General features: G+C 54.3%; 18 protein-coding genes. 3 read left to right on the top strand and 15 right to left on the bottom strand.

Going from position 1 to position 16,822, the window contains the following annotated elements; all coding sequences use genetic code 11:
* Positions 1 to 308 (top strand): hypothetical protein (locus FHS19_RS34680; RefSeq protein WP_204797584.1); only part of this gene is annotated, 308 nt, incomplete at its 5' end.
* A gap of 220 nt (positions 309 to 528) precedes the next feature.
* On the opposite strand, the gene FHS19_RS32745 is transcribed toward FHS19_RS34680, so the two are convergent.
* The gene (locus FHS19_RS32745; protein ID WP_183587444.1) at positions 529 to 1,407 is read right to left on the bottom strand and encodes a nucleotidyltransferase-like protein; all 879 of its coding nucleotides are present in this window, start codon (positions 1,405 to 1,407) and stop codon (positions 529 to 531) included.
* Between the two features lie 122 nt (positions 1,408 to 1,529).
* On the opposite strand from FHS19_RS32745, the gene FHS19_RS32740 reads away from it, so the two are divergent.
* Complete coding sequence (locus FHS19_RS32740) at positions 1,530 to 1,919, top strand: DUF2614 family zinc ribbon-containing protein (RefSeq protein WP_183587442.1); 390 nt, start codon at positions 1,530 to 1,532, stop codon at positions 1,917 to 1,919.
* An 85-nt stretch (positions 1,920 to 2,004) separates the two neighbouring features.
* On the opposite strand, the gene FHS19_RS32735 is transcribed toward FHS19_RS32740, so the two are convergent.
* From FHS19_RS32735 to uptA, 13 genes are all read right to left on the bottom strand, one after another.
* Positions 2,005 to 3,717, bottom strand: coding sequence for a glycosyl hydrolase family 18 protein (locus tag FHS19_RS32735; RefSeq protein WP_312887406.1), 1,713 nt, complete (start codon positions 3,715 to 3,717; stop codon positions 2,005 to 2,007).
* Between the two features lie 120 nt (positions 3,718 to 3,837).
* Positions 3,838 to 4,263 (bottom strand): Fur family transcriptional regulator, encoded by a 426-nt coding sequence (locus FHS19_RS32730; protein WP_183587440.1) that lies wholly within the window; start codon positions 4,261 to 4,263, stop codon positions 3,838 to 3,840.
* A gap of 122 nt (positions 4,264 to 4,385) precedes the next feature.
* A complete protein-coding gene (locus FHS19_RS35575; protein WP_183587438.1) occupies positions 4,386 to 5,657 on the bottom strand; it encodes a DUF4097 family beta strand repeat-containing protein in 1,272 nt (423 codons plus the stop codon).
* 61 nt (positions 5,658 to 5,718) lie between these two features.
* Positions 5,719 to 6,354 (bottom strand): hypothetical protein, encoded by a 636-nt coding sequence (locus FHS19_RS32720; protein ID WP_183587436.1) that lies wholly within the window; start codon positions 6,352 to 6,354, stop codon positions 5,719 to 5,721.
* A gap of 149 nt (positions 6,355 to 6,503) precedes the next feature.
* Positions 6,504 to 7,217 carry an MgtC/SapB family protein gene (locus FHS19_RS32715; RefSeq protein WP_183587434.1) on the bottom strand — a complete coding sequence of 238 codons (714 nt, stop codon included), beginning with the start codon at positions 7,215 to 7,217 and terminating at the stop codon, positions 6,504 to 6,506.
* Between the two features lie 30 nt (positions 7,218 to 7,247).
* Positions 7,248 to 7,718, bottom strand: coding sequence for a GNAT family N-acetyltransferase (locus tag FHS19_RS32710; protein ID WP_183587432.1), 471 nt, complete (start codon positions 7,716 to 7,718; stop codon positions 7,248 to 7,250).
* Positions 7,719 to 7,814: 96 nt separating this feature from the next.
* A complete protein-coding gene (gene gatB / locus FHS19_RS32705) occupies positions 7,815 to 9,254 on the bottom strand; it encodes an Asp-tRNA(Asn)/Glu-tRNA(Gln) amidotransferase subunit GatB (RefSeq protein ID WP_183587430.1) in 1,440 nt (479 codons plus the stop codon).
* A gap of 33 nt (positions 9,255 to 9,287) precedes the next feature.
* Positions 9,288 to 10,745 (bottom strand): Asp-tRNA(Asn)/Glu-tRNA(Gln) amidotransferase subunit GatA, encoded by a 1,458-nt coding sequence (gene gatA / locus FHS19_RS32700; RefSeq protein ID WP_183587428.1) that lies wholly within the window; start codon positions 10,743 to 10,745, stop codon positions 9,288 to 9,290.
* 30 nt (positions 10,746 to 10,775) lie between these two features.
* Positions 10,776 to 11,063: an Asp-tRNA(Asn)/Glu-tRNA(Gln) amidotransferase subunit GatC gene (gene gatC, locus FHS19_RS32695; protein ID WP_076176038.1), complete on the bottom strand. Its 288-nt coding sequence runs from the start codon at positions 11,061 to 11,063 to the stop codon at positions 10,776 to 10,778.
* Positions 11,064 to 11,556: 493 nt separating this feature from the next.
* Positions 11,557 to 11,940, bottom strand: a complete 384-nt coding sequence (locus tag FHS19_RS32690; RefSeq protein ID WP_183587426.1) for an ATPase — start codon at positions 11,938 to 11,940, stop codon at positions 11,557 to 11,559.
* 294 nt (positions 11,941 to 12,234) lie between these two features.
* Positions 12,235 to 12,861 carry an MBL fold metallo-hydrolase gene (locus FHS19_RS32685; RefSeq protein ID WP_183587424.1) on the bottom strand — a complete coding sequence of 209 codons (627 nt, stop codon included), beginning with the start codon at positions 12,859 to 12,861 and terminating at the stop codon, positions 12,235 to 12,237.
* A 9-nt stretch (positions 12,862 to 12,870) separates the two neighbouring features.
* Positions 12,871 to 13,437: a thioredoxin family protein gene (locus tag FHS19_RS32680; RefSeq protein ID WP_089549864.1), complete on the bottom strand. Its 567-nt coding sequence runs from the start codon at positions 13,435 to 13,437 to the stop codon at positions 12,871 to 12,873.
* Positions 13,437 to 14,051, bottom strand: a complete 615-nt coding sequence (gene uptA, locus FHS19_RS32675) for an undecaprenyl phosphate transporter UptA (RefSeq protein WP_183587422.1) — start codon at positions 14,049 to 14,051, stop codon at positions 13,437 to 13,439. Before uptA ends, FHS19_RS32680 begins: the two co-directional genes overlap by 1 nt.
* A gap of 151 nt (positions 14,052 to 14,202) precedes the next feature.
* Here uptA and FHS19_RS32670 point away from each other — a divergent pair, with 151 nt between their 5' ends.
* Positions 14,203 to 14,514: a dehydrogenase gene (locus FHS19_RS32670; RefSeq protein WP_094599967.1), complete on the top strand. Its 312-nt coding sequence runs from the start codon at positions 14,203 to 14,205 to the stop codon at positions 14,512 to 14,514.
* Positions 14,515 to 14,698: 184 nt separating this feature from the next.
* On the opposite strand, the gene FHS19_RS32665 is transcribed toward FHS19_RS32670, so the two are convergent.
* Positions 14,699 to 16,792 carry an O-antigen ligase family protein gene (locus tag FHS19_RS32665; protein ID WP_246426951.1) on the bottom strand — a complete coding sequence of 698 codons (2,094 nt, stop codon included), beginning with the start codon at positions 16,790 to 16,792 and terminating at the stop codon, positions 14,699 to 14,701.
* Between the last annotated feature and the right edge of the window lie 30 nt (positions 16,793 to 16,822).

Raw genomic sequence — 16,822 nt, 5'->3', positions numbered from 1 at the left:
GTCCTGAGCCAGGATCAAACTCTCCAAGAAAGTTTGTAGCTCATTTTGAATCTGACGAGATTGATTTAATCTCCATTCGCTCCGGTCATAAGACCTTCGCGTTTATACTCACTCGTTGTTCAGTTTTCAAAGATCAAACTTCGTTTTGTTGTCATCGCTGTGTTTCAGCGGCGACTTTTATAATATATCATATTGCCCAGCTTTTCGTCAAGCTTTTTTTAATTTCTTCTAAAATCTTGTCGAATTATCAGGTTTCAAGGAAACCGTCATTGAATGGGGCGAAATATAATTTAACACATAAACAATAATGGAGTCAACCACCTTTTAAAATCCGCATGTCTTTTCAAAATTCCCCAATCTTCGTCTAACTATACCCCAGGAGAAGGATTTCATGGGATACACGGTGAACCTGCATTTCACGAACGCTAACTGCCATTGTCTTCGCCACTCTTCTTTGCCTTAGGGTAACAAAAAAAGAGGGACCATCCCCTCTCTTCCGAACCTTCATATATACACTTGTTAAAACAGTTACTCGGCGGAATAGCGTATCCCCTGATTACCGTAAGACGCCCCTTCGCTCCAGACCGCCGTTTCGCGTACCAAAGACCGGTTAACCAGCGTCCGCAGTACCAGCGGCAACTTGTTGCTGATCATATCGAGTTCGGGATGATGAACCAGCTCTTCCACGCTCCATGGCTTCGGCCGGCTTCTCAGGATATTCAGCAGCAGTACCGTGCACTCGGCCATTTTCGACATGACTGAAAACTCACAGGCAAGCATGACAAGCTCGACGCGTTGAGCGAGCGTTTCCGTACTCTGAGTTAATTCTTCATACAATTTATGAATGGCTGTGTTAAGTCCGCGCACCTGCTCCCATACGGCTTTCTCCGGGAGGACCTTCTGCTCGATCAGCTCGATCTTGGCCCAATGCTTCAGCGAATTCAGAACACTGTGGTAAGCATCTGTGTAAAAGCCTTCCTGTATATAGCGTTTGGCTTCGACGTACATCCACAGAAAGTGGGAAAATTCGTACAGCATCTTCCGGTCTCTCAGCGGCTGCCTGAATTCAATGAAATCTTGGCGGAGCTGGGCCAGCCGGGCATACGGATCGTGAACGATCTCTCCCTCCATAAAACATTTCACCAGGTCCCCCTTCTCGCCGGCCACCAGCCAACGCCGAAGCGAGCCCAAATTGACATGCAGCACCTGGCAGCGCAGTTCCCCTGCCATCGTATGTTCCACGATTAATGGCTTATCTTCTTGTTCATGTACGATTAGTATTATAAGATCAAAGTCATGAAGCAGCGATCCATCAAATTTATGACCCTCTTGGCGGAAAATAATAGTTCCCATGGCATCGACATAAACCGACTCTCCATAAAAAAAGGACAAATTGGACAAATTCACGTCTCCCTCCATGCATTCCTTGGCGAAAATGAGCCAATTCAGTTATAATATACTTCTACATGTCCATGTCAGTTCCTTCTTTTTGTAAATACAACAAATTTGATGATAGGAGCTAAAGATTCATGATTTTCAATCAAGCGAAAATTAATGCTTTCCGTCTTTGGGGCCTGCTGCTGACGATGCTGGGTATGGGTCTGATGGTTCTGGGGACGGCCGGTATCGTATTCTGGGGACATGCCGGTAAGGTGTTCGCAGCCATCGGTCTCGTGATTGGCCTGATTTCCATGATGGGCAGCCTCGGAATATATTTCTGGGCCGGCATGCTGTCGACCAGCGCGCTGCAGCTCGAATGTCCGGAATGTCACAAATTGACCAAAATGCTCGGAAAAACCGACCGCTGCATGTTCTGCCGCACGATCCTGACGCTGGATCCCAACCAGGCCAATACCACTCCCGAAGAGCTGCACGCTCAGCAGGGCCAGGGAGCCCAAGCAACGCCGCATCATCATTAAAAATACAAAAAACCGGTACGACCTGATCACAGGCTGTACCGGTTTTTTATTACATAAAGTATAAGTGCTGATTCAATAAAGTTAATTACTGCCGTATTCCTTTTAACACTTTCCAGGCATCTTCCGTCCCGAAGCTTCGCGTCCAGGCCGCCACGCCGCCCAATTTGAGCGACTTCGCCAAGTCCACTCTAGCCTGCAGGGACACCGCGTCCTCAATCCATATTTTTTTCAGGACTCCGTCTTCCTTATACTCCACATAGTGCTGCTTCACATCTTCCAGGTATTTCGGCTTCAGCTTCTTTTCGGCCAAAATATCTTTGACGGTCTTCATGCCGACCGCTTTGGAGGACACCTCCACTTTTCCGTTCTTGCTCGCTTCCGACCAGATCCGCGTATATAGCGGCACGGCCAGGATCAATTTCCGCGGCGGCACATCGTCTTCATCCAGGATCTTCCGGGCAGACGCCTCTGCCCATGGGAGGGAAGAAACCGAGCCGGCTTCCGGACTTGATGCCCAATGCTCATCGTAAGCCATCAGAATAATAAAATCCGCGGCTTCGCCCAGTGCACTCCGGTCCAGAAATTTGGACCACAGCTCGCTGCTGGATTTCGGCGTGACATCCACCGACAAGATCAAGCCTCGATCCTGCGCCAGCGGCTTTAATTCACGTACAAACTGCGTAATATTGGGGCCATCCTTCGTTTTTACATTTTCGAAATCGATGTTGATTCCGTCCAGATGATACATCTGTGCCAGCTCCAGCAGCTGGCTAATCGTATTAAGCCGCGTTTCATAAGTGGCCATCGCGCTCGTGGTAATGTCGGCATCGAAGCTGTTATTGATCAGCCCCCATACCTCCATTTTGCGCGCGTGGGCTTTGTTCACATAGGCCATGTCCGCATTGCTGCGGACGTTCCCCTTGCCGTCGATAATACTGAACCAGGTCGGGCTGACGACGTTGACACCGTCCAGTCCGTCCAATACGGCCGGATCGGGTTTGTTCTGGTAAACGGCTTCCCACGCCAGGTTGACGGGTTTGCCTTTCCAGCTGCGCTCCGCCCGGGTTGGCGGTTGAGGCGGAATTTCGATCGTCTTTTTGTCTCCAAGTAAGACCTCATCCTTGCTCACATACCCACTGTACCCGTTATCCATCTGGGCAAAATACCAGGAACCCTCCGAGCCCCAAATCCGCAGCGCGGTACCGCCTTTCATGTCAGCTAAAATCGGCGAATGGATGGAATCTTCCTTGCGGAGCTTCACCTTATCGTCGGGTTGGCCTTTGGCCGCCCCCATTTGTATGGTATCTCCGGCTTTCATCAAAATGACGGCTCCCGTAGCCGTATCCTCATGAATGTTAACCCCGTACAGTTCCTTAAGCGGCTGAATCGGCATGTACAGCACGCCGTCCTTTTCCTCCGGAGCAAAACGGAGCTCAACCGGCTTGTTGTTCAGCTGCGCCTTCTTCTGTCCCGTCTGCAGCCGCATGACCCGCACTGGCGTCGTCAAAATGACGGACTGGGTCCCTGATTCATATCGAATCGTCGGATCCAGCACCTTCTGCAGTACCGGCAGCGGAAGCATCAACTGTTCACCGGCTCCTTCGGCAGGTTCTGCCTGAAGCTTCCCTTCCACGAAAATAGGCTTGTCCATGCCGCGCCAATCCGGTTTTTCATGCAAAGGATTCGGTAGAATTTCGGTCACCGTCAGATAGGCCCCGGCAATGATCAGGCACAGGCCCAGGAATATCGTAAAGCGCCTCCCCGCTGAGGGGCGGCGTCTGCGTCTTCTTCTGTTCACTCGCTAATCCTCCGTCATTTTATTTAATTCTTGCCTTCCGGTATGTTGCGGATGATCGGAAAGTTCTGTCTGAAAAAAAAACGTGAAGAATCCTTTGCAGGAGTCCGCACGTTTCAAAAATCATTGTTCTTTGCAAGAACTGCATATCCCATATAGCTCCATCCTCAAGTCCTTGACCTTGAATCCAGTGCTCTGTTCCGCTGCATGTTCTACATCCTTCAGGGAAGGATACATGAAATCTTCAATTTTGCCGCATTTCTCGCAGATCACGTGGAAGTGATCCGATACGTTGGCATCAAACCGGCTCGAATTATCTCCATAGGTCAGCTCATGGACCATTCCCGCTTCCATAAACATCTTCAAATTGTTATATACGGTCGCGACGCTCATGCTCGGAAACTTAGGCTCGAGCGCGCGGTATATCTCATCCGCCGTCGGATGGTTCATGGACTCCATCAAATAGGCCAAAATCGCATGACGTTGGGGCGTAATCCGAACACCGGTTGACTTCAGTTGATCTAGTGCATGTTGGACTCGCGTAGACATGATTCCCACCGCCTTAAAGTTTTTACATAGTCGTTAATAACTTTATTGTACGTTTATCTGTTGAGCATTGTCAACGGACCCCGCCCCACAGAAGTCGTCAAGGCTTCCATGTTCATCCTGTTTTAATATTTATTCACATTCAGTTCACTGTTGCCTTCGACATGGATTGTATAATCACCGGTCCCGATCTCGCCGGTAATGCTCTTCTTATCCACGACAAACTCGGGGAACATGCTATGAATATCGCCGTAGCTGATCGTTCCGTCAATGGCGTAGCTGCCCTCCTCAGGCAGATCAAGGATCAGCTCCCCGACAGCGCTGTAGATGTCCCAGTTACCACCGACGAAGTTTGATCTTGCGGTAATATCGCCGTTAAGCGACTCTGCCGCAAAATCCGATTTGATATCATCCACATAGATGTTGCCGTTCTTGGTGCTTACATTGATTTTTCCCTGGGCCCGAACGACCGACAGATTCCCGACCTGGGATGTCAATGCAACGGAATCGGAAACATCGATCGCTTCCATATTCCCCCGATTGGTCGTGAGATCGACCGAACCGGTAACGTTCGCGGCCTGAACGGCCCCATTCAGCGTTTTCCCTTTAACCTGCCCAAGAATGTGGTTCAGCTTGAGTTCGCCATTTGCACTTTCCAGCGTAATTTGCTCAATGGCCTCTACATTATTCAAGGTAATACCGCCGTTCATCGTCCGGATGGAAAAATTAAAGCGGCGGTCTTCCGGCAGCGTAATGGTCAGGTTCATCCGCGGCTGCCTTTTGCCGGATTGCCCGTAAGCCTTGCCTTTGGTTTGGATCGTAACGGTGCCTCCGTCGCTGACGTCGACCGTGGATTCCTGCCCAATCACATCCGCTTCCGGCCCCGTAATCTGATCCACCCACATCTCAGTATCCACCCGAATGTCGTCCACCGGACCCCGCTGCAGCAAAATATCGCCGTTAATATTGTCAACGTTTACCGCTTGGGTCTCGAAGGCGACAGGAACCGAAATCGGCTCCTTCTCAAAGCGCTTCCCCTTCGCCTCGCTGTAGTCTACGCCAGCCGCTGTCAAATTCAGGCTGACCTTATTCCACAAGTGCAGATAGTGGCTCTGTTCGGTGACGACAAACACGGCAGCCGACAGCAATACGGCAACCAGCATTCCCCGGATATCCAGGCGGAAACGCCCCCAGCCGGGTGTATGCGATTTGCGTATAAACCAATACAGTACGATATATTCGGCACCCCAAAGGACGGCCAGCAGCGGCCACCACTTCAACAGGAGCAGCATGTATTCGGTACCTTGAACCGCGTCCGTCAACAGCAGTGCGCCGGTCACGACCAGCAGCAGCACGGCAGTAAATCGCCCCACCCGTAATTTGGGTTTTCGGTTCACGTTGTCGATCACCTCTTTCCACGCTGCATCACGGCCCTAGATCGGGCTGTGGCGCAGCGGTTCATCTTCCACGTCTTTGGTTTATAAACAGGAGCGTCTCCCGGAGCCCGAAAAACAAACCAAGAACGATCAACACGACCGCAGCAGCGGTTTGTCCGTACTGTTCAATAAAAGTACCAAGCCATTTGGGCTTCTGATAAAAGGCGATCATCAGCAGCCCGCCGGCAACCAGATATACGCCGAAAGCGATGCTGCGCTCCAAAGCAAACGGATGCGCCCGTTCCGTCTCCTCTTCATCCGTCATCTCAAGCCTAGCCCTTCTCCGGTGATAAATCACATAATCCGCGGCTTGAAGCACGTCATATACGCTGTAAAAGTAAGCGACAGGAAATAAAAGCGCGAGCAAAATAAGCAAGGGAACGTTGATCTGCATTCCGATGGAGGAAAAATAGAGCAGCGCCGACGCGTCCAGCATCAGCGCGAATATAAGAGAAATTCCTTTACGGTACAATCCCAGATAAATATGGCCGAGTCCCGGACAAATCGCTGCAAGAAGCCCTGCGGTAAATTTGCGCTTGCGGGAATACAGCCGGCGCTTTCGGACTCCCCGCTCCGCCTTGGAATTGATGCGTAAACGGCGCTTACCTTTCTGCGGTTCGTCCGCTGAATTTGTTGAGTGACGTCCGGCAGAATGCATGCTTGCAGCTCCTTTCATCAAATGGTTTTGGCCGAGTCCTTTTTTCTGATAGTACCCTATTCTGTCCCTTGATTAACAGGTCAATATCTGGATTACCCGGCCGGTCAAAGCAAAAACCCCCGGTTTCCCGGGAGCTTTCGGCGTTTTCATCAGTCTAGGGACACCAGTGTAATTCCTTCCAGCTTCCGGATTTGCGAAGCCAGATGCAGCGGATCAAAGGACTGCTTGATCAGGACGTGCATCGATATCTCAAGCGTGGTGGAGGGGGGCTCCAGCTCAAAAGGCGAGGCCGCACTCCGTTCATTGATCATCAATTTTTTCACGGCGATGCCTTCCGCCTGCACCAATTCCGAGATCGATTCAAGCAGCCCCGGAACCGAAACGGCGTGGAAAGTGAACAGGTGGAGCTTGCTCCCTTTGATATAACGCTGCTCCAGCTTATTAAACACGACGAGCGTCAGTAATATAAGCAGCGTGGCAGCGACGGACGCGAAATAAAACCCGGCGCCGACAGACAAGCCGACCGCAGCGACGACCCACACGGAAGCCGCCGTCGTTAACCCGGTAATGGATTTACCGGTAAACAGAATCGTTCCGGCGCCCAGGAATCCGATCCCCGTAATGACTGCCGATGCCAAACGGGCAGGGTCGATCCGGATGTTCACCTCGTGAACGAATTCGGAGAAGCCGTAAATGGACAGCATAATAATTAACGCCGATCCCATGCACACTAAAATATGAGTTCGGAGTCCAGCCGCGTGGTTGGACCGCTCCCGCTCCAGACCGACCAATCCGCCGAGCAGCATAGACAGCAGCAAACGCAGCAAAATATGCACATTATCGATATACCATGGATCCTGCAAGGGTCAACCTCTCCCATTCTGCTGAGGTATTTATTGTGACGAATCGGACGCTCTGTGAAAGGTCGTCAGTTCCACGCCCGGGGCTACCTCGTACCGGTCAAAAGGAACAAAGCCGTACTTGGTGTACAGCGCCACGGCCGGCGTGTTTTTGGTTCCCGTGGACACGATGAATAAGGGAACATCCGGATGAAGATCCAGCACGTGCTGAATCAGGCTGCCCGCAATCCCCTTGCGAAAATGATCGGGATGAACCATCATCCGGCTGATCGTCAGCGTATCCGGCGCTTCCTGCTCCGTCGCTACCGCTCCGATAAGTTCTCCGTCCTCATTTAAGCATCCGTAAAAATCCTCTTTACACTTGCGTATCGTTTCATGGGTATCCATCAGCGGCGGAATATCGCGAAACCCGATCCGCTCCGCCTCCAGCCGGTAAGCCATATGCTGCAGACGCCAGATCTGATCGACCATGTCCTCGTCATCCAGAAACAGTCTGTTTATCATATTCGGAACCACCTCAAGCGCATGCGCGAAAATGAAAATGAATGCTAAATCAAAGGGGCTTGTCACACGGACAAGCCCCTAGGGAAGCTCAAGCTTTTATTGGCTTAATATTTCAGCCAGCAGCTTGTTGACAAGCGCAGGGTTGGCTTTGCCCTTGCTCTCCTTCATCACCTGGCCGACCAGGAAGCCGATTGCTTTCTGCTTGCCCGCCTTGAAGTCCTCTACGGATTGCGGATTTGCCGCGACAACCTGCTCGACGATCGTTTTGATCGCGCCTTCGTCGCTGATCTGCACAAGCCCTTTTTCCTCGACGATCTGCTGTGGCAGCTTGCCGGATTCCAGCATTTCCTTGAATACCGTTTTGGCGATTTTGCTGCTGATCGTGCCCTTCTCGATCAATCCGATCATTTCACCGAGACCGCGGCCGGTAATTTTGAGGGCCGGCAGTTCCAGGCCGGTACTGTTCAAGTATCCAAGGAGGTCGCCCATAATCCAGTTGGAAACCGCTTTGGCATCCTTCGTATAGTTCAGGCTGTCCTCGAAAAAGTCCGCCAGCGGCTTCGAAGACGTAATGACGCCCGCATCATAGCTCGGGAGGCCGTATTCGGAAGTATAACGCGCCTGCCGGGCATCCGGAAGCTCAGGAATCGTCGCGCGGATGCGCTCCTTCCAGGCTTCGTCGATATGAAGTCTGACAAGGTCGGGATCCGGGAAATAGCGGTAGTCATGCGCTTCTTCCTTGCTGCGCATCGACAGCGTCTTGCCGGCCGCCTCGTCCCAGCGGCGCGTCTCCTGCACAACTTTACCGCCGTCGTCCAAGATTTCCGCCTGGCGGTACTCCTCGTATTCCAGACCCCGCTGAACGCCGCGGAAGGAGTTCATGTTCTTCAGCTCGGCGCGGGTGCCGAATTCCTTTTGTCCCACCGGACGGATACTGATATTCGCGTCGCAGCGCATGGAGCCTTCCTCCATCTTCACGTCGGAAACTTCGCAGTACTGCATGATCGCGCGGAGCTTCTCCAGGTAGGCTCTCGCCTCTTCCGGCGACGAAATGTCAGGTTCGGACACGATTTCGACAAGCGGCGTTCCGACGCGGTTAAAGTCGACCAGTGACGCATATCCTCCGTCGACGTGCGTCAGCTTGCCCGCATCTTCTTCCAGGTGCAGGCGGGTAATGCCGATCCGTTTGGTCTGGCCGTCGACTTCGATGTCGATCCAGCCGTTCTCGCCAATCGGCTGGTCGTACTGGGAAATCTGATAAGCCTTGGGCGAATCGGGATAGAAGTAGTTTTTACGGTCGAATTTGCTCACATCGGCGATCGTACAGTTCAGCGCCATGGCTGCCTTCATCGCATAGTCGACAGCCTGGCGGTTCAGTACGGGCAGTACGCCGGGATGCCCGAGGCAAATCGGGCATGTATGCGTGTTGGGCGGCGCGCCGAATTCGGTGGAGCAGCCGCAGAAAATTTTCGACTTGGTATGCAGTTCGACATGGACTTCCAGTCCAATGACAGTTTCGTATTTGGTTGATGACATATTGTTCTTGCTCCCTCCTGGTCCCGCCTGAGATTACAGCTTCGGCTGCAGCTTATGATGTTCGGTGTTCTGCTCGTACGCGTGGGCGACGCGCAGCACCGTCGATTCGTCAAAGGCTTTGCCGATGATCTGCAGGCCGACCGGCAGCCCGTCCGCCAGTCCGCAAGGAACGCTGATCGCGGGAACGCCGGCGAGGCTGACCGGAATGGTCAAAATATCGTTCAAATACATCGTCAGCGGATCATCCACCTGGGACCCCAGCTTGAACGCGGTCGTCGGTGCGGTTGGACCGATAATAATGTCGTAGTTCTCAAAGACGTTGTCGAAGTCCTGCTTAATAAGCGTACGGGCTTTTTGAGCCTTCAAGTAATAGGCGTCATAGTAACCCGAGCTCAGCGCGTAGGTGCCGAGCATAATCCGGCGCTTGACTTCCGGACCGAAGCCCTTGCTTCTCGATTCGTGGTACAAATCGATCAGGCTGCCCGCATGGTCGGCACGGGTACCGTAGCGGACGCCGTCGAAACGCGCGAGGTTGGAAGACGCCTCCGACGAGGCGAGAAGATAATACGTTGCCACTGCGTATTCAGTATGCGGCAGGGACACTTCTTCCCACACAGCTCCGAGATCTTCCAGCACCTTCAAGGCGGCGAGAATTTTCTCTTTCACGGCCGGGTCGACCCCTTCGCCCATATACTCCTTCGGCACCGCGATGCGCAGGCCGCGCACATCTCCGGTCAATGCGCTCAGATAGTCCGGTATATCGACATTTGCCGATGTCGAATCCATATGGTCATGGCCGGCAATAGCCTGGAGAACGTAAGCGGAGTCCTCTACGTTCTTGGTCAACGGGCCGATCTGGTCCAGCGAGGACGCGAAGGCTACGAGCCCGAAGCGGGAAACCAGGCCGTAAGTCGGCTTTAATCCGACCACGCCGCAGTAGGATGCAGGCTGGCGGATCGATCCTCCGGTGTCCGATCCCAGCGTAAAGTAAGCTTCGCCGGCGGCCACTGCCGCTGCCGAGCCACCGCTGGAGCCGCCAGGCACGCGGTCCAGGTCCCACGGATTGCGGACCGGTCGGAAGCTGGAATTTTCGTTCGAGCCGCCCATGGCGAACTCGTCCATATTCAGCTTGCCCAGCGTAACCGCATCCGCTTCACGCAGCTTGCGCGTCACGGTTGCGTCGTAGACCGGATTAAAATTCGCCAGGAACTGGCTGGCACAGGTCGTGCGCAGGCCTTCCGTCACGATATTGTCTTTAATTCCGGCAGGCAGGCCGAAGAGCAGACCACGCGGCTGACCGGACGCCAGTTTGTCGTCGAGACGGCGGGCTGTGTTCCGAGCCTCCTCCTCATTCAACGTCAAAAAGGCCCCGATGCGTTCGTCCCGCTCGGCGATGACTTGAAATGACTGGTCAACAAGCTCCTGCACGGACAGCTCCTTGGCGTGCAGCTTGTTATGTAATTCTTGCAATGTATGGTTAAACAGGCTCAAATGAATGCTCCTCCCTTCAATGATTAGCCGCTAATCCAAGACAGCCGGCACTTTAAATTGTCCGTCTTCCTCTTCAGGCGCGTTGGCCATAACCTTCTCGATCGGCAGACTGTCTTTCGCTTCATCCTCGCGCATCACATTGCTGAGGTGCAGCACATGCGTCGTCGGCTCCACACCGTCGGTATCAAGTTCATTCAATTTCTCGGCATATTGTAAAATGGCGTTCAGCTGCTCGGTCAGCATCTGCTCTTCTTCCGGTGTGAAATTAAGCCGGGCCAGCTTGGCCACATGCTGAACGTCTTGATTGGTAATACTCATCAGCGGTTCCTCCTTGTTCCTTCTTATCTAAGCATCCCTGCGGCATTCCATACGGATCCGATTCAGCGAGGCATCTTGTCCTGAAGCAGCCCGGAATTCGCGGCTCCATAGCCGCAAAACGCATGGATATGCCCTTGCAGACTGCTGGTGTTTAAAGGATTAAAGCCTCAGGATAACGTTTCTAATTATATTGTAGAACCGGGGAAGATTCAATGCACCCGGTCAAATTGGAACTCGCCGATTGTCTGCCGGACGTACCCTATCCCATTCCTTGGCCGAAAACACGTCCGGTATACATTCCAGGAAGCCAGACCGCATTTAGCGGAAATTTTCTTACGATAAAAAGGATGCCGTGTCTCCGAAGCTAACTTCACTTACTATATAGATTGAACTAAAGTTTTGGATCGTTCTATTTATAGAAGTCAAAAGTTGAAATGGATGAAAGGGAATCATATTGAAACGCAAAAAAGAGCCGGCTCGTAAGCCGACTCCTCTAAATCCAGGCGCGGAGATTTACCTGTTTGATAAATTCCGCCTGGGAGAGCACTTCAGGCGCAGTCTCTTCTTCCTTCTCATCCTGCTCAAGCTCGCCGTTCATAATCTGATGAAACAGCTTCTCGTTATATGTCGCAAGGGCGTAATCGATCAGCGCTTCCCGCGTGGTCATCTCAACTTCTTGCTGTATGAGCAACTCTTCTGGCTCAACATCACTCGATGGCACGAAAAAGTTACGATTAATCTTCGGTACCCGAATTACGTAATCAAAAGCATTATCCGGGTTCCGGTCATAGGCAATCAGATAACCGTATTCCCCAATAGGAAGGTTCTGCTCAAAGGCGTCCGCGACGATTACAATTTTCTCCCCTAATTGCAGCATCGTCTACCTCCTAGATGTATATGTCTTTCATTGTCTGTATAGTCTACTAAAAAAACATAGACATGTAAATGGAAAGCTGAAGAAAAAATATATATGGAGAAAAATAAAGTGTCATGAACATGAAAATCCGCAAAAAATAAAAGAACGCAAACCGGGATCGGGCCACAGCTTGCGTGCTTCGCGAAAGTAACAAGGTTCATCAAATTAATCACATTGTATCAATCTTGTAACCGGTTGTCCAGACAAATTTGCTCAGAAATTGTCGGAAATGCTGACTGCCTATCGAATCAACCCTTAACGGACATAGGGATTGTTCGCCCGCTCATAACCAATCGAAGTTTTGGGGCCATGGCCGGGATACACCTTCACGTCGTCCGAAAACGTAAACAGCGTATTTTGAATGGAGTCAAGCAGGTCCCTTTCTCTTCCCCCGTACAAATCGGTTCGTCCAACGCCAAGCTTGAACAGGACGTCACCGGAAAAGAGATCGTTTCCGCAGAGGAAGCTTACGCTTCCGGGCGAATGTCCAGGCGTATGGTAAACGGTGAACGTGCGGCCGATCAACTGCAGCTGCTGGCCACCCTCCAGGCTGTATTCCGCGGGATCGGTCGTCAGCGGCGGGGTTACCTGCGGCCAGTTCTGGGAACCGTTCATCTTCGGATTCACCAGCCACTCGCTTTCCAGGTCATGAAGATATACCGGCGCCTTGGTCAGCTTGCGGACTTCGTCGACGCCGCCCATATGGTCGAAATGGGCATGGGTCAGCAGAATGGCTTCGATCTCGAGACCCTCAATGTGCCGGATCAGCGGAGCGGGATTCATCCCGGGATCAATGATGATGGCACGGCCGGGATCGTCGCCTGTCAGGACATAACAATTGGTTTCCAGCGGACCGAGGCTAAAGGATCTAATATTCAGCATGGCCTAGGATCAAAATCCGGAAATCAGTTCACGCAGCTCTTTGATGATCGAGGCGTGAAACCCCGTTCCTTCCCCGTAGGCTTCGACGATCTGTTTGCGGGTAACCGCCAGGTTGTCCTGATAATCGGCAGCTTCCCGGTCCGGATTGTTCTGTTTGAATTCGACCATGAACTTTTGAACGTGAGCCGGACGCGGCCCCCAGGTGCCCAAGACGTATCCGCCTGTGTCCGCAAAAATGACCACCGGCACGCTCCGGCCGCCCATCGTCAAATACTGGTCCATCAAATCAAAATTCTCTTCCAAAATAAACACCTCGACCGGAATTTCCGCCGCTTCCAGCGCACGGAATACGACCGGAACGTTGCGTACAACGTCACCGCACCAATCAGCGGCCAGGATCAGTACGCGGAGGTCGTCGCGAAACTTCAGGCTTTCAAAAAACTCCCTGTCGCCTTCATCGCTCCACGCAAACTGCTCGTAACCGTTCTTGAAAGCCTCCTGATTTTTCTGCATGCCGCTCACGAACTGTTCGGGAGAAATCCCGCGATTCAAATAATCCGCCACATTTTTAGCCATTAGTGAACGCCTCTCTTCCTTCTGTTATTAATCCATTTAATCAGAAAATACACGATCAACAGTGCCAGTGCAATGAGCAGAATCGGCGTTATGTATGGAGCCGCCTTCTCATCGATATTTTCCCACTGGTCCCCGAGCAGGTATCCAAGGTATACAAACAATGCGGACCAAGGAATGACAGCCAGGGTGGTCAGCAGCGTAAAGCGCCCGAGATTCATCCGGGAGATACCCGCAGGGATGGAAATGGCATGCCTTGCCACCGGGATGAACCGGGCGGTGAAAATGACGCCTGTCCCGTATTTGTTGAACCATTCCTCTGCGTAATCGATATGTTTTTTATGAATGAAAATGTATTTCCCGTACTTCTCCAGCACCGGGCGTCCTCCGTAGCGGCCGATCCAATAGATGAAGAGCTGCGCAATCACGCCGCCGATCGTTCCAAAAACAACCGCGCCGATATAGTTAATATGGCCCGACGACACCAGAAACCCTCCGTACGCCAGCACGATCTCGCTGGGGATGACCTCGATCATCAGACCCAGCATAATTCCGAAATAGCCCAGACTTTGAATCCAGTCAAATAACTGATTAATGATATCCGATATTAAATGCACGCCGGCCCCCACTTCCCCATGGTTCTACTCTTCTACTTCAAAGCTATTCTAGCACAGGGATGGACATGACTTCTACTTGATGCCCAATCTGCACCGGCCGGTGTCTTCCCGGGAAAAGGCAGCATATGGTGTGGGTAAAGGAGTGAGTCAGATGCCCCAGATCCCGCAAAACAAAAAGGCCGCTCTGCCAACGGCACGCGGCATCCGCAGGAAATGCAGCAACGAGCTCTACCGGGCGATAAAGCGAATGAAGGTGCATATTCCGGCAGATCTGGTCAAACAGGGGGAAGCCATGTACTACCGCAAGGTGGTAGGCAACCTCCTATGGATTCATGAAAATCGAAGCAACCGCAAGGTGCAGTGCGACTGGTGGGACAAAGAAGTCTGTCCGGAGCTAGCCGAATTGTGGCAGCTGGATCCAGGCAGGCTTAGCGGCGCTTTCCGCGACGCTTACGGCGGGTAATGCTTGGTCAGCTCTACGCGCAGCCATCGGGGCAACGGGCACATTGGGGCAAGTCGGGCTTCATACAGCTGTCCCCCTTCCGGCACCGCAAGGAAATGCCCCTACGCACGCCTAGGAGAAGGCAGGGCGGTGACCACAAAGTGGGAAGCGGCCAATAGGGAGCATCCTTCTTCCCGCTGACTATTCATTCCGCCGCCCAGCGAGCCTTCCCGCCGGACAAAGCCGCAAGCTGCCTTCCCCATTCCCTGGCCTCTATAGTTAAGGCGAACTCCCGGTCATTGCGGATGACCCGGAGCCGGGTGTCCTCCGCAGCGCGGGCATAATCGTGATACAGCCCGAAGCCAAAGCGGGCGATGCGCCGGGCCTCTGCTCCATGCCCGGCGGTATACTCGGCCCGCGCGAGCTGCAGCAGGCACTCCAAGCTGCGCGTACGCTCCCCTGCATTGTATTTATCCTGGCGGAGCGCAGCACCGATCCAATAAATCGCCTCCCCCGCATCGCCCCGCCGGCTGGCATTGTCGGCCAGAGCCCACAGCAGGCCGGGATGATGCGGCGTATAGGCGAGGCTGCGGCGGAGAATGGGCTCGGCGGCCTTCGGCGGGACAAGCCCGGCCAAATCCAGGGCGGCCGAATAGTCCGCCGGATTCCACCGCAGCGATGAGGCGAGGCGGGCCGCTGCCGCTTGGTTATCGCGGCTTCTCAGCGCCTGCATATGCTCGGCGTGGCCTATATATCCGCGGTACGCCAGGCTGGAGCTCCCTACAGCAATGACAATCCAGAAGGAGAGCAGCACAGGGACGAGCCTCCGGATGCGCTCCGGCGGTGAAGCAAGAACGCCGGTCTTCTTCCCTACGGGGGAAGGCTCCGCCGCAGCCTGGGCCGCCAGCAAGAAAAACAGCATCCACATCATCCCGTAGCTCCAATCAATATCAACCGCGCCGTGCAGAAGGAACACCATATAGGAAGGCAGCAGGCGGCGGCACCTTTTGAGAATCAGCAGTCCGGCGGCGGCCAGTATGGACGCCAGCAGGACGAGTCCGGTCAGCCCCGTATTCAGCAGCACATCCACGAACCCGCTGTGCATTTGGCTCCCGACATAGGGGGACGATTGGACTGCGCGGTAGGACAAGCGCCACGTATCGCCCCCTTGGCCCATCCAGGGGGCATCCTTTACCAGCGCCCAGGCGTCTTGAACCATCGCCTGGCGCGCGGACATCGTGCCGAACTTGTGCACGATGCGCTCCCACACGGTGCCGAAGACGACGGCGGGAGCGGCGGCCAGCAGCGCGCCGCCTGCCGCCGTGCCCAGGCGGCGGCGCCACGCGCCTGCGGCTTCGCCGCGCAGGCGCACGAGCCATCGGCCGGCGAGCAAGCTGCCGGCCCACAGCCCGGCCAGCGCAAGCAGGCCGGGCCACGGCTCCGCCGCCAGCTTGGCCGCAGCCAGCTGGCGGTACAGCAGCGCCGCGCCGGCCAAGGGCGCGGCGGCGAGCACGAGCGGCGCGAGCATGCGCCGCCGCTCCACCAGCAGGCCGGCGGCGCATGCCGCGCTGGCCGCCAGCCAGGCGCCGCGCGACTCGCTGAGGAGGAGCGCGGCGGCGTACGGCAGCAGCGGCAGGCTGCCGAGGAGCACGCGGCCGGGGGCCGAGGCCGGCTGCCGCTGGAGCAGCGGGCCGAGCGCGAACAGCCGCTCGAGCAGAAACATCGCCATCACGGCACCGAACGTGTTGGGATACTGCAGCATGCCAGCCAGCCGCGCGCCGGTGGCGCTGACTTCAGGATCAGCCGAATAGACGATGGCGTACGGCAGCGGGAACCATCCGTATACCGGCAGCAGCGCGGTAATGGCTAGAAGCCCTCCGGTCATATGCCATACGGCCGCCAGCACTTGCCGTCCTCTTTGGGCCGAACCCTGTACCCATGCCACCACCGCAATTGACCCATAAAGACCCCAGCGCAGCGCCTGATTCCCGTCCCCAAGCACGGACACGGAACCGATCGCTCCATGAACGGCATAGAGAAGCATCATCAGAAACGGGCTGCACAGCACCCAGCCCGCAAGCGGCGAAGCTTCGGCCATTCCGGGGAGCAGCGGCCGTTCAGCCGCCTGGCCCTGGCAGAACCGGTACAGCCCCCATCCACCCGCCCCGGCGCAGAAAAGGCCAAAGCCAATCCATACCGGATACATGTCCGCCGAAAAATACAAGCCGGAACGCCACACCGCCACCGCCATGACGGCAAACAGCGCAGCCCCCATCATCCACCGTACACACTCCTTCATGCTCAACGCTTCACGCTCCCGCTTCCTGGT

Source organism: Paenibacillus rhizosphaerae, assembly GCF_014192015.1.
Taxonomy (GTDB): Bacteria; Bacillota; Bacilli; order Paenibacillales; family Paenibacillaceae; genus Paenibacillus_AQ; species Paenibacillus_AQ rhizosphaerae.
This window is presented reverse-complemented; position numbering and strand designations above follow the sequence as displayed.